The organism is Rathayibacter sp. AY1B4 (assembly GCF_002932815.1).
Classification (GTDB): Bacteria; Actinomycetota; Actinomycetes; order Actinomycetales; family Microbacteriaceae; genus Rathayibacter.
The window spans coordinates 117,814-138,672 of record NZ_PSWN01000003.1 but is presented as its reverse complement, the minus strand read 5'-3'; the positions used below and the strand labels follow the sequence as shown (position 1 = coordinate 138,672).

Here is a 20,859-nt window from a genome sequence, read left to right as displayed (position 1 = left end):
GCGACACCATGACCACTCTCGACCACGCCGCTCCCGCTCCGCACCTCGATGCGCCGCTCCTGAACGACCGCGAGCTGCGCGAGCGCGTCTCCTCGCTGATCGGACCGGCCTACCGCCGGGCCCTGTGGCCGATCTTCCTCGACCGCGACGGCGTGCAGCTGCCGATCCTCTACCCGGTGGACGGACTCCCCGTGCACCCCGACGAGGAGAAGACCGAGCGGATCGTCGCCACCCTCGCCAAGGCCGTGGCGCACCAGGACGTGGGCTCGCTCGCCTTCGCCCTGGAACGTCCCGGGCGCGCCTTCCTCGGCGAGACCGACCGGGTCCTCGCCCGTCACCTGGCGGCGGCGTGCCACAAGCGGGCCATCCCCCTCCGCGCGCTCCTGCTCGTCCACGACGAGGGAGTGCGGGTCGTGACCGCGACGGAGTACGCCGCGGTCGCGCTCTGAGCGCTCGGGCCCGAGGCGGCCGTTCAGGACAGCGGCGGCCGGCCACCTGAACAGCCGGCCGCCACGGACCTCAGGCGCTCAGGCGCTCAGCGTCACCAGCAGCGAGGAACCGCCGAGATCCACCTCGGTGTCCCCGGGCTGCACCGCGTACTCCCCGACGCCGAGCAGCGTCTCCGCCACCTCCGGCAGGGCGATGCGGGCGGCGGACTCGCCGACGTTGATCGCCACGGTCACCCGACCGCGGCCGAGAGTCAGCCAGCGGGCCTCCTCGTCGAACTCCACGCGGAGCGACCCGAAGCGCGGGTCCGTCAGCTCGGGGTAGCGGCGGCGGATCACCGCCAGCTCGCGGTACACCTCGAGGGTGCGGGCGTGACGCCCCTCCCCGACCTCAGACCAGTCGAGCCGCGAGCGCAGGAACGTCTCCGGGTCCTGCGGGTCGGGCACGACCTCCGGGTCCCAGCCCATCTTCGCGAACTCCTCGATGCGGCCCTTCGCCGTCGCCTCGCCCAGATCCTTCTCCGGGTGCGAGGTGAAGAACTGCCACGGGGTCGACGCCGCCCACTCCTCCCCCATGAACAGCATGGGAGTGAAAGGGCCCAGCAGCGTCAGAGCCGCGGCGATCGCGAGGCGCCCCTCGTCGAGGGTCGCCGTCAGACGGTCGCCGACCGCCCGGTTGCCGATCTGGTCGTGGTTCTGGCTGCAGACCACCAGGCGCCAGGTCGGCATGTGCTCGGTGTCCACCGGACGGCCGTGGTGGCGGCCGCGGAAGGTCGAGAGGGTGCCGTCATGGAAGAAGCCCCGCGTCAGCACCTTCGCGAGGGCGCCGAGCGGCGCGAAGTCCTCGTAGTAGCCCGTGGTCTCCCCGGTCAGCGCGACGTGGACCGCGTGGTGGAAGTCGTCGCTCCACTGCGCGTCGAGCCCGTAGCCGTGCGCCTCCCGCGGAGTGATCAGCGTCGGGTCGTTGAGGTCGGACTCGGCGATCAGCGTCAGAGGGCGCCCGACGTGGGCCGACAGCACGGCCACCTCGCTCGCCATCTCCTCGAGCACGTGCACGGCCCGCTCGTCCGAGAGGGCGTGCACCGCGTCCAGGCGCAGGGCGTCGACGTGGTAGTCGCGCAGCCACATCAGAGCGTTGTCGATGATGTACCCGCGAACGGTGTCCGAACCCTCGCCGTCCAGGTTGATCGAGCTGCCCCAGGTGTTGGCCTTCTCGTTCTTGAGGTACGGGCCGAACTCCGGCAGGTAGTTGCCGCTCGGGCCGAGGTGGTTGTAGACGACGTCCTGGACCACGCCGAGGCCGGCGCGGTGGGCGGCGTCCACGAAGCGCTGGTACGCCTCGGGTCCGCCGTACGGCTCGTGCACGGCGTACCAGAGGACGCCGTCGTAGCCCCAGTTGTGCGTTCCGTTCACCGCGTTGACCGGCAGCAGCTCGATGAAGTCCACGCCGATCGAGCGCAGGTGCTCGAAGCGCTCCGCCGCCGCGTCCAGGGTGCCCTCGGGTGTGAACGTGCCGAGGTGCAGCTCGTAGATGACGGCGCCGGCGAGCTCGCGCCCGGTCCAGGCGGAGTCGCCCCACTCGTGCGCCGAGGGGTCGAACGTGCGCGAGAGCTCGTGCACGCCCTTCGGCTGGCGGCGCGAGCGGGGGTCCGGCAGCGGACCGCTGCCGTCCACCCGGTACCCGTAGTCGACCTCGCCGGTGGCCGGGGCCGACGCGGGCGCCCGCCACCATCCGTCGTCTCCGTGGCGGGTCATCGTCAGCGACGAGTCGTCACCGAGAAGGAGCTCGACCGTCGAGGCCTCGGGGGCCCAGACGTCGAACCGCTCGGGCCCGGTCGTCGGGAGTGCGTAGCGGTAGGGAGTCGTGCTGATCACTGCTGTCTCCAGGAGGGGTCGTATCGGTCTGCGGTGCGGTGGCGGAACCGGTCAGGAGACCGGGGCGAGCAGTGCCACGGGGAAGTCGGCGAGGATCTCGGCGACCGGAGTCACTCCTCCCGCGAAGGTGCGGCCGGTGAGGACGTCCTCCATCGGGTGCCCGGGCAGGACCACGACCGTGCCGTTCCACCCGCCCGAAGCGGCGAGGCCCTCGGGGAGCCGGGTCGCGACGGTCAGCGCGCCGCCGCGGTCGAAGGCGATCGCGTGCTCGGCGGCGGGCCCGATCGCAGGGACGGCGGTGTAGCGGGTGAACAGCTCGGGGCGGTCGCGGCGGAGCCGGAGGGCGCGCGAGGTGACGAGGAGCTTCGCGGCTCCCTCGGCGTCGATCGCGGGCTTCCAGCCGCCGTCGATCCGCTCCAGCAGCGCTCGACGCTGCCCGAAGTCGACCTCGCGGCGGTTGTCCGGGTCGACGAGGGAGGTCTCCCAGAGCTCGCTGCCCTGGTAGACGTCCGGGATGCCCGGGGCGGTGATCTGCACGAGCTTCGCGGCGAGGCCGTTCGACCAGCCGGCGGCCGACACCCGCTCGACGGTCTGCTCGACCAGCCGGCGGACGGCGGGCTCGTCGAACGCCGCGTCGATCGCCGCGTGCATCCGCTTCTCGAACTGCTCGTCAGGAGCGGTCCAGTGCGTCGAGTCGTCGGCCTCGCGCGACGCCTTCTCGGCGTAGGCGTGCAGGCGCTCGCGGCTCGCGGGCCAGGTCCCCACGACGGCCTCCCAGAGCAGGTGCTCGATCGGGCCGTCGCCGAAGCCGACGAGGGCGTGGAGCTCGCGGAGCGTCGCCGCCCACGCCTCCGGGTCCTCGGCCAGTGCGGTGATGCGGGCACGGGTGTCCTCGCCGCGCTTCGTGTCGTGGGTCGAGAGCGTGGTGAGCGAGGCGGGGAACGAGGCCTGGCGCACGGCCTGGCGGCGGTGGAACTCGACCAGGTCGATCGCGAACTCGTCCGGGTCCGCTCCGACCTCGTTCAGCGAGGTGAGGCGGCTGAAGCGGTAGAACGCCGTGTCCTCGACGCCCTTCGCCATCACCATGCCGGAGGTCTGCTGGAAGCGCACGGACACCGGCGTGCCGGTCTCGCCGAGCGCCGCGGCGACCTCGTCGATGGTCGCGCGGATCTCGGGACGGCGGCGCACGGCGTCGACGCGGGCGTGCTCGAGGTGCTCCGCTCCGTAGGGGAGGTAGCTGCGGTAGACCGGGTAGGTCGCCAGGAGCTCCGCCAGCGCGTCGTCCGCTCCCTCGATGCCGGGGATCAGGCGGGCCAGCCGCAGGACCTCGGAGCGGAGGATCCCGTCCGCGATGCCGCGCTTGGTGTCGTGGATGAGGTCGGCCCACTGCAGCGGGGCGCCCTTCCCCGTGAGCTCGGCGTCGAGGCCCTCCAGCACGGGGCGGGCGTCGGGGTCGACCAGGATGCGGTCGACGTCGGCCAGGGCGTCGTAGCCCGTGGTGCCGACGGTCGCCCAGTGCGGCGGGAGCTCCTCGTCGCCCTCGAGGATCTTCTCGACCCAGATCGGCGCGCCGCCGATCGCGCGGGCCAGGTCGTCGAGGTATCCGCCCGGGTCGGCCAGGCCGTCCGGGTGGTCGACGCGCAGGCCGTCAGCGAGCCCCTCGGTGAACCAGCGGACGATCTCGGCGTGCGAGGCGTCGAACACCTCGGGCCGCTCGACCGTGATGGCGGCGAGGGTGTTCACCGCGAAGAAGCGGCGGTAGTTCAGCTCGGCGTCGGCGCGGCGCCAGTTCACGAGCTCGTAGCTCTGGCGCTCGTGCACCGTGCGGCCGGAGTCGCCGGGCTCGGCGGTGCCGGGCGCGATCGGCAGGCGGTTCTCGTAGTAGTGCAGCTCGTCGCCGACGACCTCGAGCGCGTCGAGCTCGCTGTCGCTGTCTCCCTCGCTCGCACCGTCGCCGAGGATCGGCACGCGCAGCTTCCCGCCCCCCGCCTCCCAGTCGATGTCGAAGGCGGTGGCGTAGCGGGAGGACTTCCCGTTCCTCAGCAGGTCCCACCACCACGAGTTCTCGCTCGGGGTCGCGACGCCCATGTGGTTGGGGACGATGTCGATGAGGACGCCGAGGCCCTCCGCCCGCGCCGCGGCCGAGGCGTTCGCCAGGCCGGCCGCGCCACCGCGGTCGGGATCGACCTCGGTGTGGTCCACCACGTCGTAGCCGTGGTCCGAGCCGGGCTCGGCCTTCAGCAGCGGCGAGAAGTACAGCCAGTCCGCTCCGAGCGCGCGCACGTAGTCGGCGACGCTGGCGGCGTCGTCGAGGTCGAACGCCGACCGGATCTGGAGGCGGTAGGTGGAGGCGGGCAGACGCACGTCAGGCTCCTGTCGAGGGTGCGGTCGCGGAGTCGGTCGACTCGGCGTGGGGGCTGGTGGGTCCCGTCGAGGAGACGATCGGGATGGCCGAGGTGGCGGCCAGGGACGCGAGCGAGGCGGCGACCGAGTGGTCGACCTCGGGCTCGGGGGTGCTGTGCTCCTGGAGGATGACGAGAGACTTCGCCTGGACGGTGAGCATCGCCCCCGCCGGACGCGGGATCGAGTCCGCCTCGGCGCCGGCGGTGTCGACGAGGACGCTCCACTCGAGCGCGTACTCGTCGCTCGGGATCGCGAACTCGACGTCGACGTCGTCGGCGTTGAAGTACAGGAGGAAGCTGTCGTCGGTGACGGGGCGCCCGCGCTGGTCGCGCTCGCGGATCCCGTTGCCGTTGAGGTAGATGCCCACCGATCGGCCGAGACCGGAGTCCCAGTCGGACGGGGACATCTCGGTGCCGGCAGCGGTGAACCAGACGATGTCGGGCAGGGGCTCGCCGTCGCCGCGCAGGACGGGGCGGCCGTCGAAGAAGCGCATGCGTCGGAAGGTCGGGTGCTCGGCGCGCAGGCGGATGAGCGCCGCGGTGAACTCGAGCAGCGGCCGGTCGGCGTGCGCCCAGTCGATCCAGGTCAGCTCGCTGTCCTGGGCGTAGGTGTTGTTGTTGCCGTTCTGGGTCCGGCCCAGCTCGTCGCCGTGGAGGATCATCGGGACGCCCTGGGAGATCAGCATCGTCGCGAGGAAGTTCCGCTGCTGGCGTGCCCGGAGCGCGAGCACCCGCGGGTCGTCCGTGGGGCCCTCCACTCCGTGGTTCCAGGAGCGGTTGTGCGACTCCCCGTCGTTGCCGTCCTCGCCGTTGGCGTCGTTGTGCTTCTCGTTGTACGACACCAGGTCCCGGAGGGTGAAGCCGTCGTGCGCCGTGACGAAGTTGATCGAGGCGACCGGGTAGCGGCCCGAGTGCGCGTACAGGTCGGCCGAGCCGGTGAGGCGCGAGGCGAACTCCCCCAGCGTCGACGGCTCGCCGCGCCAGAAGTCGCGGACCGTGTCGCGGTACTTGCCGTTCCACTCCGTCCACTGGGGCGGGAAGTTTCCCACCTGGTAGCCGCCCGGCCCGACGTCCCACGGCTCGGCGATCAGCTTCACCTGCGAGACCACCGGGTCCTGCTGGACGAGCTCGAAGAAGGTGGAGAGCCGGTCGACGTCGTAGAACTCGCGTGCCAGCGCCGAGGCGAGGTCGAAGCGGAAGCCGTCGACGCGCATCTCCGTCACCCAGTAGCGCAGCGAGTCCATGATCAGCTGGAGCGAGTGCGGGTGGCGCACGTTCAGGGTGTTCCCGGTGCCGGTGTAGTCCATGTAGTAGCGCTTGTCGTCGTCGACGAGGCGGTAGTAGGCCTCGTTGTCGATGCCGCGGAACGACAGCGTGGGGCCGAGGTGGTTGCCCTCCGCCGTGTGGTTGTAGACCACGTCGAGGATGACCTCGATGCCGGCCGCGTGGAGCGCCTTCACCATGCTCTTGAACTCCTGGACCTGCTGGCCCTGGTCGCCCGTGGAGGAGTAGGTGTTCTGCGGAGCGAAGAAGCCGATCGTGTTGTAGCCCCAGTAGTTCGAGAGGCCCTTGTCCATCAGCGTCGAGTCGTTCACGAACTGGTGCACGGGCATGAGCTCGATCGCCGAGACGCCCAGGTGCTTGAGGTGGTCGATCACCGCGGGGTGGGCGACTCCGGCGTAGGTGCCGCGGAGCTCCTCCGGCACGTCGGGGTGCGTCTTGGTGAGCCCCTTCACGTGCGCCTCGTAGATCACGGTGCTGTCGTAGGAGGTGCGCGGGCGGCGGTCACCGGCCCAGTCGAAGAAGGGGTTGATGACGACGCCCATCATCATGTGCGGCGCCGAGTCCTCGTCGTTCGTCGAGTCCGGGTCGCCGAAGGTGTACGAGAAGAGGGACTGGTCCCAGTCGATCTCCCCCGAGATCGCCTTCGCGTAGGGGTCCAGCAGCAGCTTGTTCGGGTTGCAGCGGTGGCCGGCATCGGGGTCGTACGGTCCGTGGATGCGGAAGCCGTAGCGCTGGCCCGGCTGGACCTGCGGGAGGTAGCAGTGCCAGACGTAGGCGTCCGACTCCTGGATCTCGACGCGCGTCTCGGTGCCGTCCTCCTCGAAGAGGCACAGCTCGACGCGCTCGGCGATCTCGCTGAACAGGGCGAAGTTCGTGCCGCTTCCGTCGAACGTCGCGCCCAACGGGTAGGCGGTTCCGGGCCAGGTCTCCACGAGACTCCTCAGGGGATTGTTCTCGGGCAGTCCGGGAGACGCCGATGTGCGGTCTGCGGATGCCCGACGTCGGGGGTGATGGTCCGTCACTTCCGCGACGGACCGACTGCTCAGCTTAGCGAGCGTGTCTCGAGCATTCCCCTGACGGTCAGCGCTCATCGCGCGGTCCTCCTCCGGTGGTCACGACCGGCGGCCGGAACCGCCGTCCGGTTCGTCCTGCGGGCGCATGAGCGGGCAGGTCGTTCCGGTGGGTCACGCTCGAACAGTACGGTCGCGCCCGGTCCGCCGGGGAGGGCTGGCGCCGCGCCGGGTGCATCGGCTAGAACGCGCCGGAGGGACTGTCCGGCGCACGCGGAGGGGCCGGCCGGGCTGGGCGGGAGCAGCGATCGGCTCCGTCGTCGAGAGTGCGGCGCCACGTACCGGCGCGCCTCACCGCGATCAGTGCGAGCCGAGCCTGCGCCGCAGGAGATCGATCCGCGCCTGCAGCTGGGTCACGCTCGCCTGCGCCACCGCGGGTCCGCCGCAGAGCCGGCGCAGCTCGGTGTGCACCTGGCCGTGCGACTCGCCCGTCCCCCGTGCCCACAGGCCGACCAGGGAGTTGAGCAGGCTGCGCTGCTCCTTGAGCGTGCGGTAGAGCGGTGCCGGGATCTCGCTCGCCGGCTCGGCCGGGGCCGCCGCCCCCGCGCGGCTGCCGGCGCGCTTGGCCTGCCGCTGCTGCCGGTGCTGGAGCAGCTCCCGCACCTGGTCGGGCTCGAGGAGCCCCGGCAGTCCGATGAAGTCGAGCTCCTCCTCGCTCTCGACCTCGACCTCCATCCCGAACTCGGCGCCCTCGTAGACGACGCGGTCGAAGGTGGCGGCCGAGCCGATCGACTCGAAGCGGCCCTCCTCCAGGAGATCCGAGGACGCCTTCTCGCTGCGCTCGGCGTCGGCCATCAGATCGGCCTCGGGGTACTCCTCGTCGTCGGAGGTCCTGCGGTCGAGGGCGTGATCGCGCTGCAGCTCCATCGAGCCCGCCAGCGCGAGCAGGCCGGGCACGTTCGGGAGGAACACCGAGGCGGTCTCGCCGCGGCGCCGCGCGCGCACGAAGCGGCCGATCGCCTGGGCGAAGAACAGCGGAGTCGACGCCGATGTCGCGTAGACACCGACGGCGAGCCTCGGCACGTCGACGCCCTCGGAGACCATGCGGACCGCGACCATCCAGCGACTGGTGTCCTTCGCGAACTCCTCGATCCGGTCGCTCGCCTCCTTCTCGTCGGAGAGCACGACGGTGACGGTCTCGCCGCTGATCTCGCGGAGCATCGCGGCGTAGGCGCGCGCGGTGTAGTGGTCGGTCGCGATGACCAGGCCGCCGGCGTCGGGCACGGCGCGCCGCACCTCGGTGAGGCGGGTGTTCGCGGCGCGGAGGACCGAGGGGATCCAGTCGCCCTTCGGGTCCAGCGCGGTCCGCCAGGCCTGCGAGGTGATGTCCTTGGTGTTGCCCTCGCCGAGCCGCGCCTCCATCTCGTCGCCGGCCTTCGACTTCCAGCGCATCTGCCCGGCGTAGACCATGAACAGCACCGGCCGGACGACGCCGTCCGCGAGCGCGCGGCCGTAGCCGTAGGCGTAGTCGGTGAGCGAGGTGCGGATGCCCTCCTCGTCCGGCAGGTAGCTGACGAACGGGATCGCCGCCGTGTCCGAGCGGAACGGCGTCCCGGTCAGCGAGAGCCGGCGGACGGCGGGCTCGAAGGCCTCGCGCACCGCGTCGCCCCAGCTGAGGGCGTCGCCGGCGTGGTGCACCTCGTCGAGGATGACGAGGGTGCGGCCGGACAGGGTGAGCTCGCGGTGGAGCTCGGCGCGGACGGCGACCTGCGCGTAGGTGACGGCGACGCCGTGGTAGTGGCGGGCGTGGCGGCCCATGCGGTTGGTGAAGGTCGGGTCCAGGCGGATGCCGACGCGGTGCGCGGCCTCGGCCCACTGGCGCTTGAGGTGCTCCGTCGGCGCGACCACGGTGATCCGGTCGACCGTGCGGTTGTGCAGCAGCTCGGCGGCCAGCCGCAGCGCGAAGGTGGTCTTGCCCGCGCCCGGGGTCGCGGCGGCCAGGAAGTCGCGCGGCTCGTGCTGGAAGTAGGCCTCGAGCGCCTCCGCCTGCCAGGCGCGGAGCTTGTTCGCGGTACCCCACGGCGCCCTGCCCGGGAACGACGGGGACAGGTGCTCAGCGGCGGAGGTGCCGACCTGATGACCGAAGCTCGAGGGACTGTTCACGTGGACCGAATCTAGCCGACGCCTCCGACAGCGGCTCGGTCTCCGCGGCCCGCCGGGAGGCGCACGGCGTGTCGCGCCGTGCCACCGGCGGCCGGGTGCGGAGCATGATGGAGGGATGGTCGAGCAGCGTCATCCGTGGTCCCGCTACGTCGCCCTGGGCGACTCCTTCACCGAGGGGATCGGCGATCCCGAGCCCGGCAGCCCCGGCGGGCACCGCGGCTGGGCGGACCGCGTGGCGGAGGTCCTGGGCAGCCAGAACGAGGACTTCGCCTACGCCAACCTGGCGGTGCGCGGCCGCCTCCTGCAGCAGATCGTCGACGAGCAGGTCGAGCCCGCCCTGGAGCTGCGCCCCGACCTCATCACCATCTCCGCGGGCGGGAACGACGTCATCCGCCCGGGGACCGACCCCGACGACATCGCGTCCCGCTTCGAGTCGGGCCTCGCCCGGCTCCGCTCCGACGGGGCGACCGTCGTCCTCTTCACCGGAGTGGACGTGGGCTTCTCCCCCGTGTTCGGGCGGATCCGCGGGAAGGTCGCGATCTACAACGAGAACCTGCGGGCGCTGGCCAAGCGGTACGACTGCATCGTCGCCGACCAGTGGTCCCTCCAGGAGATCCAGGACGTGCGGATGTGGGCGCCGGACCGCCTGCACCTCAACCCGCACGGCCACCACGAGGTCGCGCGCATGGTTCTCGAGTCGCTGAACGTCGAGAACGACCTGCGCCCCCTCGCCCCGGAGCCGCTGCACGCCCGCACGTGGCGTGCCGCCCGCACGGAGGACATCCAGTGGGCGCGGGAGTACCTCGTGCCGTGGGTGCTGCGCCGCGTCCGCCACCAGTCCTCCGGCGACTTCATCACCGCCAAGCGGCCCTCCGCCGAGCGCTGGAGCACCGATCCCGCGGCCTCGGAGCCGGGCTCGGTCGTGCCGGGCAACGCGACGCCGGAGGAGGTCGCCGAGGACATCGCGACCGCCGGCGTGCGGATCGTCGGCGACCGGGCCGCGGATCCCCTGGCCTGATCCGCTCCCGGGAGGCGGCGGCTCGCCCCGCGCTCAGCCGAACAGCTCGGCCGGGTGGCCGAGGCGCCAGGCGAAGCCCGGGTCCTCGATCGACCCGTCGGCGACGAGGGGAAGCTCGTACGAGGTGCCGTTGACGTCGACGGTCGCGGTCCCCACGCGCTCGCCGTCGGCGACGGTCTCGAGCGGATCGAGGGCGACCGTGGTCGACGTCGAGACCGCGCCCCAGACGAGCACGGACCGCGCCTCCACGGTCTCGGCCGTCGCCGTCTCCCCCCACGCGCTCGTGAGAGTGCCGTAGTCCTGCCCCTCGACGGTCAGCGGGACGGTCCGGAAGCCCGCCTCGACGGTCGGGACGAGGGTCAGCACGTCCGCGGCGAGCTGCGGGTGCGTGCGCGCGCCCACCACCACGCCGACGAGGGTGACCGGCCGGCCCTCGACGGTCGCGTCGAGCGAGAACAGCAGACACGAGCCCGCCTCGTCGGTCGTCCCCGTCTTGATACCGTCCACTCCCGAGCGGCCGAGGAGCGAGTTGGTGTTGTCGACCTCGCCGACCCCCGGGATGACCGCGGTCGGCGTCGCGACGATCGGAGCGAGCACCGGGTCCGCGATCAGCAGCTCGCCCAGGCGCACCATCTCGGCCGTCGTGCTGACCGTCGCCGGCGAGAGCCCGCTGGTGTCGGCGAGGGAGGTCCGCTCGAGCCCCTGCCCGTCGAGCCAGCCGCGCGCCGCGGCGAGGAAGGCGTCCTCCGAGCCGTACGCCCAGATCGCGAGCGACTTCGCGTAGTTGTTCGCGGACGGGAGCATCATGGCGGTCAGCGCCTCCCGCTCGGTCAGCTGCAGACCCGCGGTGACCGGAGCGTTCGAGCCGTTCTCGGCCAGGGTGTCGTTGTAGTACTGCACATCCGCGCTCGTGAAGGTGATGGTCTCCCCGTCCGTCCCCTCTGCGATCGGCTTCGCCGCGAGGACGACGAGAGCGGTGACGACCTTGGCGATGCTCCCCGTCGGCACGGTTCCGGTGGAGCCGTAGCGGGCGAGCAGCCCGTCCTCCTCCGTCCCGTCGATGCCCACGGCCGCCACGGCGCCGGAGCCGTAGGCCGGCCAGGCCAGAGCGGGCGCGTCGACGGCGCTCGAGACGGGGTCCACCGCGACGGCGCTCGCCGTCGGCAGCTCCGCGGTCGCCGCGTTGGTCGCGTAGGCACCGCCTCCGCCGACCAGCACGGTCGCGGCGACGAGACCGGCGACGACCGCCCCGCGCCGTCGACGCGGTCGCGGCTCCGGCGCGGCGGGCTCCCCGAACAGGTCGAGGGCGTCGTCGGATCGGGTCGGGGAGGTCACCCCGTCATCGTACGGGCGGGCCTCTCACCCGTCCCGGACGCCGCCCCGTCGTCGTACGCGGCGGGTGACGCGCGGCACCGACCCCGATCCCGCGTCGCGAGCGCCAGCGGCGGGTCACCGCGGGGCCGCCGAGCGCCGGAGCCTGGCGGTCAGCGCCCGCGGGTCAGCGCCCACAGTGCGACGGCGCTCGCCGAGGCCACGTTGAGCGAGTCGACGCCGTGCAGCATCGGGATGGTGACGACGGTGTCCGAGGCGTCCAGCGCCGCGCGGCTGAGGCCGTCCCCCTCGGCGCCCAGGACGATCGCGACGCGCTCGGGGCGAGCCGCCGCGTACTCGTCGAGCGGCACTGCGTCCGGAGCGAGCGCCAGCGCGGCGACCGAGAACCCGGCCTCCTCCAGAGCGCGGCGAGCCGGTGCCCACTCGGGGGTGCGCGTCCACGGCACCTGCAGGACCGTGCCCATGCTCACCCGGACGCTGCGCCGGTACAGGGGGTCCGCACAGCGCGGCGTCACAAGGACCGCGTCCGCGCCCATGCCGGCCGCGGCGCGGAAGACGGCGCCGACGTTGGTGTGGTCGACCAGGTCCTCCAGGATCACGACGAGGCGCGCGCCCTCCAGCAGCTCGGCCATCGGCCGCAGCGGCGGACGGTGCATCGAGGCGAGCGCTCCGCGGTGGAGGTGGAACCCGGTCAGCTCCTCGATCAGCGGATCCGGCGCCACGAAGACGGGCACCTCGGGGTGACGCTCGAGCACCCCGGCCGCGTCCGGCAGCCGCTTCTCCTGCACCAGGACCGAGCGGGGACGGTGCCCGGCGTCGAGCGCCCGCTCGATCACCTTGGCGGACTCGGCGATGTACAGACCGCCCTCCGGCTCCAGCACCCGCCGCAGCGCCACGTCGGTGAGGCGGTGGTAGTCGGCGAGGAGCGGGTGGTCGAGGTCGGTGATGTGCACGATCGGCATCCCGGCAATCTAGGGCACGGCGCGGACTAAACTCGTCCAGGGGCCGCTCGAACGGCCCTCGAAGGAGGCGCGGATGGAGTCGAGTCCGACACCGGTCGCCGAGGGCCCCGAGGCGCTCGCGGTCGAGCAGGCCGTCGAACTCCTCAGCGGGCGCCGCATCGCCGCCGTCACCGGCGCGGGCATGAGCACCGACTCGGGCATCCCCGACTACCGCGGAGCCGGGGCACCGGTGCGCAGCCCGATGACCTACTCCCAGTTCGTCGCCGATCCCGACTACCGCCGCCGGTACTGGGCCGGCAGCCAGCTCGGCTGGCGCCGCTTCACCAGCACGCGCCCCAACGACGGCCACCGTGCCCTGGCCCGGCTCGAGGAGCGCGGCCTGCTCACGGGCGTCGTCACGCAGAACGTCGACGGCCTGCACGTCCGAGCCGGCTCGCGCCGCGTGGTGGATCTGCACGGCTCGGCGGACCGTGTGCGCTGCATGACCTGCGGCCAGTACTTCGCCCGCGACGCGGTGGCCGAGCGGATCGAGGCGCTCAACCCCTGGCTCGACGACCCCGACGTCTCCTCCCTCAACCCCGACGGCGACGCCGAGGTCCACGACGTCTCGGCGATGACCGTCCCCGAGTGCACGGTCTGCGGCGGGATTCTGAAGCCGGACATCGTCTTCTTCGGCGAGTTCATCCCGACCGAGCGGTTCGAGGAGGCGCGCGCCATCGTCGCGGGCGCCGACGCCCTGCTCGTGGCCGGCTCGTCGCTCGTGGTCAACTCCGGCATCCGCTTCCTCGAGATCGCCCGTCGCGCCCGGATGCCGATCGTGATCGTCAACCGCGGCACCACCAAGGGCGACTCGCGCGCGAGCATCAAGATCGACGGCGGCACCAGCGAGGTGCTCCGCGAGCTCGCCGAGCGCCTGCCCGCGCGCCGCACCGCCGCCCTCTGAGCTCCCGCCCGCTCCGCACCCGACCTCCCGAGAGGCCCCTGTGACCCAGCTCACCCTCGTCCGCCACGGCCAGACCGACTGGAACGCCGCCCGGCGCATCCAGGGCAGGAGCGACATCCCGCTCAACGCGACCGGGCGCGCCCAGGCACGGGCGGCGGCGCGGCTGCTGGCCGACCGGCGCTTCGACGCGGTGGTCGCCAGTCCGCTGCAGCGCGCCTTCGACACCGGAGCGATCATCGCGCGCGGTCTCGGACTCGACGAGCCGCTGGCGGTGCCGGGCCTGGCCGAGCGCGCCTACGGCGAGGCGGAGGGGATGACCGGTCCCGAGCTCGCCGAGCGCTTCCCCGGAGGCATCGAGCGCGCGCCGATCCCCGGCTGCGAGACCCGCGCCGAGGTCGTCGAGCGGGCGACCGCCGCGCTGCTCGAGGTGGCCGAGCGCTTCCCCGACGCGTCCGTCGTCGTCGCCACGCACGGTGCGGTCATCGGCAGCCTGATCCGCGCGCTCAGCAGCGAGGACCTCCCCGTGCACGGCGTCTCGGTCGGCAACGGCTCCCGGCACGACTTCGCGATCGTCGACGGGGCACTGCGCATCGTCGGCGTCGACGACTCCGGCGACGTGGTCGTGGCGGACGTCGACCTCGACGACGTGCTCAGCCCGGCCCCGGGAGCCTGACGGCCCGCCTGCCGGAGGCGGTCCGACCGCCGGACCGCGTCAGCGCCGGCCGAGGTCCTGCAGGAGCCCGAAGAGCACCCGGGCGGAGTCGCGCCAGGAGAAGGCCGCGGCCCGCTCCCTCGCCCGGGCCGAGTGCGTCCGCCACACGGCGCCGTCCTCGAGCGACCGCACACCGTCCGCGATGCCCTTCGCGCTCGACGGGTCGACGTACACGGCGGCGTCCTGGGCGATCTCGCGGAAGATCGGGATGTCGCTCACCACGACCGGCGTCCCGAGCGCCATCGCCTCGACCAGCGGGATCCCGAAGCCCTCGTCCCTGCTCGCCGTCACGAGAGCGGTCGCCCGCGCGAGCACCGCGCGGTACTCCGCGTCCGGCGCCCCCTGGTGGAACACCAGCTTCGCGGTCGGCGCCAGGGCCCGGAGCGTCTCGACGGTCTCGTCGCTCGCCCGGCTCATCAGGTGCAGCTCGTAGTCGGGCAGCAGCCGCATCGCGCGAGCGAGCGTCTCGACGTTCTTGTAGGGCATGAACGAGCCCATGTAGACGAGCGAGCGCGCGGCCGACCGGTCGGGCAGCGATCCCGCCAGAGCGGCGCTCGCCTCGTCGGGCTCGGTCGCCGCGTTCGGGACGACGACCACCGGCCGGGTGGTGAGGCGGTGGGAGCGGATCAGGTCGCGGGTCGTCTCCGAGACGGTGACCACCGCGTCGGCGCGCTGGAGGAGCCTCCGCTGCGGCCACCAGGCGAGGTGGTAGAGCCGCCAGAGCGCGCGCACGGGAGCGGCCAGGTCGCGCGGCGGGGTGCGGTGGCGGTAGTAGATGAGGTCGTGCACGGTCAGGACGAGCCGGTAGCGGCGGCCGAGCGAGCCCATGGTCTGCATCGGCGAGAAGACCACGTCGGGCCGCAGCCGGTTCACCAGCAGCGCGACGAACGGCTCGAACGGGCTGGTCGGCCCGGTCACGCGCTCCCACGGGAGCGACGGGAGCATCGCGAGCTGGCGGCGGTCGCTGATCAGCATGGTCACGTCGTGCAGCTTCGCGAGCTCGCGGACGAGCTCCGCGGTGTAGCGGCTGATCCCGTCGTGCCGCTCGAGCCGGGTGTACCGGCAGTCGACGACGATCCTCATCGGTCGATCCCCTCCTCGAGGGCCGTCCGCAGCACGGCGGCGGCCTCGTCCGGCGTCTCGTAGTGGATCAGGTGGCCGACTCCGTCGATGACGTGCAGGCGGGCGTGCGGCAGCCTCTCGAGCAGGCGGTACTGCGCCGGGAGCGGAGTGATGTCGTCCTGCGCCGCGGCGATCAGCTGGGTCGGCACGCCGATCCGGGAGGCGTACTCGCCGACGTCGTGCGAGACGGAGGCGCGGAACGCCTCGAGGACCGTGTCGCGGGAGGCGAAGGCGCTGAAGTACCGGTCGTGCTGGTCGTGCACGAAGCGTCGCAGCGCCGGCTCCTTCGTCTTCACCATCGCCAGGCTCATCACCCGCACGATCAGCGGGTCGCTGAGCAGGCGGCGTCCGAGGGGCCCCGGCAGGAGCGCGCCGAGCCGGTAGTAGAGGACGGCGAGCCTGGTCAGGACTCCGCGGGGACCCTGCAGGGCGGGCGCGCCGATCGGGTTGACCAGCACCAGGAGCGGAGCGGGGAGCCCGTCGGCGACGGCCGCGGCCGCGACGATCGAGCCGAAGGAGTGGCCGAGGACGGACGCCTCACCGCGGAGCCCCAGCGCGTCGAGGAAGGAGCCGAGCCAGGAGGCGTAGCCGTCCACGTCGTGCGGCAGGCGCGTCATCGGGGTCGAGGCGCCGAAGCCGGGCAGGTCGGGAGCGACGACCCGCACGTCCGCGCCCCCGGCGAGCAGACGGGCGACGACGGGCTCGAGGCCGTGGTGCTCGCCGCGGAACCCGTGCACCAGCACGAGGACGGTCGAGGCGTCCGGAGCGCCGTAGGTCCAGTAGGCGGTGCGGGATCCGGCGACGTCCACCGCGGCCTCGCGGACGGGGACACGGCCGAGATCGGAGGCGTAGGGAGAGGGAGTGGTCATCGCGTTCCTTATCGTAGGGAAAGCCCGTCGAAGATCTGGCCGCAACGCCTTGCGTGGCCTCGATCCGAGCCGGGAGCATGATCACGCGCTCGCAACACGGCGCACCGCCCACCCGTCTCGCGAGACGGTCATCCGCTCAGGCAGCAGCAGAAGGAGCACCGTGAGCTTCACGTCGCCGATCCAACTCCCCGGACTCGCCCTCGACCCCCAGTGGTACCGCCGGGCAGTGTTCTACGAGGTGATGATCCGGTCGTACTACGACTCCAACGGCGACGGCGCCGGCGACATCAACGGGCTCGCCTCCAAGCTCGACTATCTGCAGTGGCTCGGGATCGACGCCCTCTGGCTCCCGCCGTTCTACATGTCGCCTCTGCGCGACGGCGGCTACGACGTCTCCGACTTCAAGGCGATCCTCCCCGAGTTCGGCACGATGGAGGACTTCCGCGACCTCGTCCGGAAGGCCCACGAGCGCAACATGCGCATCGTGATGGACTTCCCGCTCAACCACACCAGCGACCAGCACGAGTGGTTCCAGCAGTCCCGCTCCGACCCCGAGGGGCCCTACGGCGACTTCTACGTCTGGAACGACACCGACGACAAGTGGCCGGACATCCGCATCATCTTCGTCGACACGGAGGACTCGAACTGGGCCTTCGACGCCGAGCGCCGCCAGTTCTACTTCCACCGCTTCTTCTCGCACCAGCCGGACCTCAACTTCGAGAACCCCGCCGTGCACGAGGCGATCCACGACGTGGTCAAGTTCTGGCTCGACCTCGGCGTCGACGGCATCCGGCTCGACGCGATCCCCTACCTCTACGAGTCCGACGAGGGCAACGGAGAGGGCGAGCCGCCGACCCACGAGTTCATCAAGAACCTCCGCACCATGGTCGACCGCGACTACCCCGGCCGCATCCTGATCGCCGAGGCGAACCAGTGGCCGCGGGAGGTCGCCGCGTTCTTCGGCACGGAGGAGGAGCCCGAGTGCCACATGGCGTTCGACTTCCCGGTCATGCCGCGAATCTTCTACTCCCTCCGCGCGCAGACGGCGAACGAGCTGAAGAAGGTGCTCTCCGAGACGTTCGACATCCCCAGCGGCGCCGCCTGGGGCGTGTTCCTCCGCAACCACGACGAGCTCACGCTCGAGATGGTGTCCGAGGAGTACCGCCAGGCCATGTACGGCTGGTACGCCTACGACCCGCGGATGCGCTCCAACATCGGCATCCGCCGCAGGCTCGCGCCGCTGCTGGACAACTCGCGCGCCGAGCTCGAGCTGATCAACGCCCTGCTCTTCTCCCTCGCCGGCAGCCCGTTCCTGTACTACGGCGACGAGATCGGCATGGGCGACAACATCTGGCTCAACGACCGCGACGCGTCGCGCACGCCGATGCAGTGGACGCCCGACCGCAACGCCGGCTTCTCGGCCGCCGACCCCGGCAAGCTCGTGCAGCCGATCGTCCAGTCGCTCGTCTACCACTACAACCAGGTCAACGTGGAGGCGCAGCTGGCGCAGTCCCGCTCCCTGCTGCACTGGATGCGGAACGTCCTGCACGTGCGCCGCGGCCACCCGGCGTTCGGCCTGGGGTCGATGCGCGTCCTCGAGACGGACCACGAGTCGGTGCTCGCCTTCGTGCGGGACTACGCCGGCTCGGGCTCCGAGATGGGCGACCAGCCCGAGGAGGTGCTCTGCGTCTTCAGCTTCAACCACAACCCGGTCTCGGTCACGATCACGGACCCGGAGAACCCCGGATCGACGCTCAGCGACCTGTTCGGCGGCGGCCGCTTCCCCGGATTCTCGGACGACGGCACGCTGACGATGACACTCGGCACGCAGGGCTTCTTCTGGCTCCACGTCGCCAAGGCGCACGAGGCCCGCTGACCCGGCAGCACGCCGAGGGGCCTCCGGCCGATGTCGGAGGCCCCCTTTAGGCTGTCGGCGTGAGCACCACCGGAGCGACCGAGACGCAGACCGAGCCGACGCTGTTCGACGACGCCGAGCAGGAGCTCGTTCCCTCCGAAGGGGCGCGGTGGTTCGATCTGCTGGCCGTGTTCGACCTCGAGACCACCGGCATCGACGTCCGCACGAGCCGCATCGTCACCGCGCACGTCGGCGTGATCGACGCGGCGGGCGAGCCGATCGAGGGCACGACCTGGCTCGCCGATCCCGGGGTCGAGATCCCGGCCGGCGCCTCCGCCGTCCACGGGATCAGCACCGAGCACGCCCGCGCGCACGGCCGCCCCGCCGGCGAGGTCGTGGCCGAGATCTCCGAGGCGCTGCGCTCGCTCCTCGCCCGCGGCATCCCGGTCGTCGTCTACAACGCCCCCTACGACCTCTCGCTCCTCGCCCACGAGGCGCGCCGCTGGGGCGTGCCCGTGCTGCTCGACCCGAGCCCCGTCGTCGATCCGCTCGTGATCGACAAGGCGGTGGACCGCTACCGCAAGGGCAAGCGCACCCTGACCCTCGCCGCCGAGCACTACGGCGTCGCCCTCACCGAGGCGCACGACGCGGGCGCGGACGCGATCGCGGCGGGCCGCGTCGCCCAGGCGCTGGGCCGCGCCTTCGCCGACGAGCTCGGAGTCGGCGCGAAGGCCCTGCACGCGCTCCAGGTCGACTGGTGCCGCACCCAGGCCGAGTCCTTCCAGGAGTACATGCGCCGCGTCCGCGACGAGTCCTTCGTCGCCGACGGGGGCTGGCCGGTCCGCCACTGACCCCTCAGGTCAGCGTGCGCCCCTCGCGCAGGAGCGCCACGTACTCCGCGATCCGCCGCTCCCGCGTCGCCGCCCGCTTCAGCTGCGAGAGGCGGAAGAGGAACGCGAAGCGCTTCTGCCCGCCGACGGTCGCGAAGAAGGCCAGGGCCTGCGGATCCGCGTCGAGCGCCCGCTGGAAGTCGTCCGGCACCTCCGCATCGCGCTGCCGGTAGGCCGCGTCCCAGCGCCCGTCGGCGCGTGCCCGCTCGACCTCGGCCAGCCCGCCCGGCAGCATCCGGCCCTCCGCCAGCAGCCGTGCGACGTGATCGCGATTGACCTTGGACCACGGGCTAGCGCGACGCCGCGGGGTGAAGGCCTGGAGCTTGAACTGCTCGTCGAAGGCTCCCGCCTGACCGTCGATCCAGCCGTGGCAGAGCGCGATGTCGAGCGCCTCGGCGTAGGTGATCCCCGGATCGACGGCGGCCTTCTTCCGCAGCTTCAGCCGGACTCCGTCCGGGTCGGGCTCGCCGCGGAGGTAGGCGTCCCACTCTTCAGGAGTCGTGAACGGCAGGATCGGCTTGTCGGCGAAGGACACCATGCCGGGACGCTACCGCGCCGGCTCCCCGACGGCCACGGCCCGCCCGTCGGCGCAAGCCCTCGCTCCGCGGACCGCGGCGCTGTGGGATCGGGTGAGCACGTGTTCCCCCTCCCCCCCCTCTCGCAAGGAGAAGTCATGCCCACGATCCGCACGGTCACCGTCCTCGGCAGCGGAGTGCTCGGCTCCCAGATCGCCTTCCAGTCGTCCTTCCACGGCTTCGCCGTCACCGTCTACGACCTCTCCGACGACGTCCTCGAGTCGGCGCGCGAGCGGCTCCGCGGTCTCGCGGGCGTCTACGAGTCGGTGCCCGGCGGCGTCGCCGGCGGACCGCAGCAGGCGCTCGACTCCCTCCGCCTCACCTCCGACCTCGCGGAGGCTGTCGCCGACGCCGACCTCGTGATCGAGGCCGTCCCCGAGGACCTGGGCCTGAAGCAGGAGCTGTACGGCCGCCTGGGTGCGCTCGCTCCCGAGCGCACGGTCTTCGCGACCAACTCGTCCACGCTGCTCCCCAGCGACCTGAAGGCCTCGACCGGCCGACCCGACCGGTTCCTCGCGCTGCACTACGCCAACCACGTCTGGGCGCAGAACACGGCCGAGATCATGGGGACGGCGGACACGGACCCCGCCGTGGTCGACGCCGTCGTGGAGTTCGCCGTCTCCAGCGGCCTCGAGCCCATCAGGCTGCAGAAGGAGAAGGCCGGCTACGTCCTGAACTCGCTGCTGGTGCCGCTCCTCAACGCCGCGTCGGGTCTGCTCATGGGCGGCTACGCCGACCACGAGACCATCGACAAGACCTGGAGGATCGGCACCGGCGCCCCTCTCGGACCCTTCCAGATCTTCGACGTCGTCGGTCTGCGGACCGCCTACAACATCGCCGCCGCGGCCCCGGACGAGGCCTCCCAGGCGTTCGCCGCCCACCTGAAGACGGAGTACCTCGATCGCGGCCGCCTCGGAACGGCCACCGGAGAGGGCTTCTACCGCTACTGAGGACCGCCCCGCGGGAACGACGAAGGGCCCCCGACCGTGAGGTCGAGGGCCCTTCGAGGAGTGCTACTTGCCGAAGTTCTTGTAGCGGCTGTTGAACTTCTCGACGCGGCCGGCCGAGTCCATGATGCGCTGCTTGCCCGTGTAGAACGGGTGCGAGGCGGAGGAGATCTCGACGTCGATGACGGGGTAGGTCACGCCGTCGAGCTCGATCGTCTTGCTGCTCTTCGCGGTCGAGCGGGTGAGGAAGGTCTCACCGGACGCGAGGTCGCGGAAGACGATCGCGGAGTACTCGGGGTGGATGTCGGTCTTCATGGTCGTGTCCTGTCGTCGATGGTCCTGAACCGCACCTGTCGTCGACGGGAACGGGTGGATGAGGGCGGGCGCACCGCGAACGGGCCCGAACCAGCTACCGAGAATACCAGACCGGCAGCGCGCGCAGAAGTCGCGCCGC

17 protein-coding genes are annotated in these 20,859 nt (G+C 72.1%); 7 read left to right on the top strand and 10 right to left on the bottom strand.

The annotated features are described in order from the left end of the window. Positions 1-8: 8 nt before the first annotated feature. Positions 9-449, top strand: coding sequence for a hypothetical protein (locus C5D66_RS02920; protein WP_104232613.1), 441 nt, complete (start codon positions 9-11; stop codon positions 447-449). A gap of 78 nt (positions 450-527) precedes the next feature. On the opposite strand, the gene treZ is transcribed toward C5D66_RS02920, so the two are convergent. From treZ to C5D66_RS02900, 4 genes are all read right to left on the bottom strand, one after another. Further along, entirely contained in the window at positions 528-2,321 is a 1,794-nt protein-coding gene (gene treZ, locus C5D66_RS02915; protein ID WP_258063884.1) for a malto-oligosyltrehalose trehalohydrolase, read from the bottom strand. A 51-nt stretch (positions 2,322-2,372) separates the two neighbouring features. Next, positions 2,373-4,685, bottom strand: coding sequence for a malto-oligosyltrehalose synthase (treY, locus tag C5D66_RS02910; protein WP_104254994.1), 2,313 nt, complete (start codon positions 4,683-4,685; stop codon positions 2,373-2,375). A gap of 1 nt (position 4,686) precedes the next feature. Next, positions 4,687-6,939, bottom strand: a complete 2,253-nt coding sequence (gene glgX / locus C5D66_RS02905; protein ID WP_104237465.1) for a glycogen debranching protein GlgX — start codon at positions 6,937-6,939, stop codon at positions 4,687-4,689. Positions 6,940-7,377: 438 nt separating this feature from the next. After that, a complete protein-coding gene (locus C5D66_RS02900) occupies positions 7,378-9,180 on the bottom strand; it encodes a DEAD/DEAH box helicase (RefSeq protein WP_104254993.1) in 1,803 nt (600 codons plus the stop codon). A 115-nt stretch (positions 9,181-9,295) separates the two neighbouring features. On the opposite strand from C5D66_RS02900, the gene C5D66_RS02895 reads away from it, so the two are divergent. Continuing rightward, positions 9,296-10,198, top strand: coding sequence for an SGNH/GDSL hydrolase family protein (locus C5D66_RS02895; RefSeq protein ID WP_104254992.1), 903 nt, complete (start codon positions 9,296-9,298; stop codon positions 10,196-10,198). 33 nt (positions 10,199-10,231) lie between these two features. Here C5D66_RS02895 and C5D66_RS02890 read toward each other — a convergent pair whose 3' ends face one another. Both C5D66_RS02890 and C5D66_RS02885 read right to left on the bottom strand, forming a co-directional pair. Next, positions 10,232-11,533, bottom strand: a complete 1,302-nt coding sequence (locus tag C5D66_RS02890) for a D-alanyl-D-alanine carboxypeptidase family protein (protein ID WP_104254991.1) — start codon at positions 11,531-11,533, stop codon at positions 10,232-10,234. Positions 11,534-11,682: 149 nt separating this feature from the next. Continuing rightward, positions 11,683-12,492: an RNA methyltransferase gene (locus C5D66_RS02885; protein WP_104232619.1), complete on the bottom strand. Its 810-nt coding sequence runs from the start codon at positions 12,490-12,492 to the stop codon at positions 11,683-11,685. Positions 12,493-12,565: 73 nt separating this feature from the next. Between C5D66_RS02885 and C5D66_RS02880 the strand changes: the two genes are divergently transcribed. Together C5D66_RS02880 and C5D66_RS02875 are read left to right on the top strand one after the other, a co-directional pair. Further along, positions 12,566-13,435, top strand: coding sequence for a Sir2 family NAD-dependent protein deacetylase (locus C5D66_RS02880; protein WP_104221978.1), 870 nt, complete (start codon positions 12,566-12,568; stop codon positions 13,433-13,435). A 40-nt stretch (positions 13,436-13,475) separates the two neighbouring features. Continuing rightward, the gene (locus tag C5D66_RS02875; RefSeq protein ID WP_104232621.1) at positions 13,476-14,108 is read left to right on the top strand and encodes a histidine phosphatase family protein; all 633 of its coding nucleotides are present in this window, start codon (positions 13,476-13,478) and stop codon (positions 14,106-14,108) included. 39 nt (positions 14,109-14,147) lie between these two features. Here C5D66_RS02875 and C5D66_RS02870 read toward each other — a convergent pair whose 3' ends face one another. Next, the gene (locus tag C5D66_RS02870; protein ID WP_104225279.1) at positions 14,148-15,230 is read right to left on the bottom strand and encodes a glycosyltransferase family 1 protein; all 1,083 of its coding nucleotides are present in this window, start codon (positions 15,228-15,230) and stop codon (positions 14,148-14,150) included. Further along, entirely contained in the window at positions 15,227-16,138 is a 912-nt protein-coding gene (locus C5D66_RS02865; RefSeq protein WP_104254990.1) for an alpha/beta fold hydrolase, read from the bottom strand. The genes C5D66_RS02870 and C5D66_RS02865 overlap by 4 nt, the downstream gene beginning before the upstream one ends. 160 nt (positions 16,139-16,298) lie before the next feature. On the opposite strand from C5D66_RS02865, the gene treS reads away from it, so the two are divergent. Beyond that, positions 16,299-18,014: a maltose alpha-D-glucosyltransferase gene (treS, locus tag C5D66_RS02860; RefSeq protein ID WP_104221970.1), complete on the top strand. Its 1,716-nt coding sequence runs from the start codon at positions 16,299-16,301 to the stop codon at positions 18,012-18,014. Positions 18,015-18,115: 101 nt separating this feature from the next. Beyond that, positions 18,116-18,844 (top strand): 3'-5' exonuclease, encoded by a 729-nt coding sequence (locus C5D66_RS02855; RefSeq protein ID WP_181067904.1) that lies wholly within the window; start codon positions 18,116-18,118, stop codon positions 18,842-18,844. Positions 18,845-18,848: 4 nt separating this feature from the next. Here the strand turns inward: C5D66_RS02855 and C5D66_RS02850 are convergent, their stop codons facing one another. Continuing rightward, the gene (locus C5D66_RS02850) at positions 18,849-19,421 is read right to left on the bottom strand and encodes a YdeI family protein (RefSeq protein ID WP_104232624.1); all 573 of its coding nucleotides are present in this window, start codon (positions 19,419-19,421) and stop codon (positions 18,849-18,851) included. 135 nt (positions 19,422-19,556) lie between these two features. Between C5D66_RS02850 and C5D66_RS02845 the strand changes: the two genes are divergently transcribed. Further along, positions 19,557-20,408: a 3-hydroxyacyl-CoA dehydrogenase gene (locus C5D66_RS02845; protein ID WP_104254988.1), complete on the top strand. Its 852-nt coding sequence runs from the start codon at positions 19,557-19,559 to the stop codon at positions 20,406-20,408. Between the two features lie 63 nt (positions 20,409-20,471). On the opposite strand, the gene C5D66_RS02840 is transcribed toward C5D66_RS02845, so the two are convergent. Then, entirely contained in the window at positions 20,472-20,720 is a 249-nt protein-coding gene (locus C5D66_RS02840) for a type B 50S ribosomal protein L31 (protein ID WP_068253003.1), read from the bottom strand. Positions 20,721-20,859: the final 139 nt, after the last annotated feature.

Bases quoted from the DNA above. Each gene is read 5' to 3' on its own strand.
- C5D66_RS02885 (WP_104232619.1), bottom strand. From the start codon at position 12,492: ATGCCGATCGTGCACATCACCGACCTCGACCACCCGCTCCTCGCCGAC.
- C5D66_RS02840 (WP_068253003.1), bottom strand. From the start codon at position 20,720: ATGAAGACCGACATCCACCCCGAGTACTCCGCGATCGTCTTCCGCGAC.
- C5D66_RS02865 (WP_104254990.1), bottom strand. From the start codon at position 16,138: ATGACCACTCCCTCTCCCTACGCCTCCGATCTCGGCCGTGTCCCCGTC.
- C5D66_RS02895 (WP_104254992.1), top strand. From the start codon at position 9,296: ATGGTCGAGCAGCGTCATCCGTGGTCCCGCTACGTCGCCCTGGGCGAC.
- C5D66_RS02870 (WP_104225279.1), bottom strand. From the start codon at position 15,230: ATGAGGATCGTCGTCGACTGCCGGTACACCCGGCTCGAGCGGCACGAC.
- C5D66_RS02845 (WP_104254988.1), top strand. From the start codon at position 19,557: ATGCCCACGATCCGCACGGTCACCGTCCTCGGCAGCGGAGTGCTCGGC.
- C5D66_RS02850 (WP_104232624.1), bottom strand. From the start codon at position 19,421: ATGGTGTCCTTCGCCGACAAGCCGATCCTGCCGTTCACGACTCCTGAA.
- C5D66_RS02880 (WP_104221978.1), top strand. From the start codon at position 12,566: ATGGAGTCGAGTCCGACACCGGTCGCCGAGGGCCCCGAGGCGCTCGCG.
- C5D66_RS02920 (WP_104232613.1), top strand. From the start codon at position 9: ATGACCACTCTCGACCACGCCGCTCCCGCTCCGCACCTCGATGCGCCG.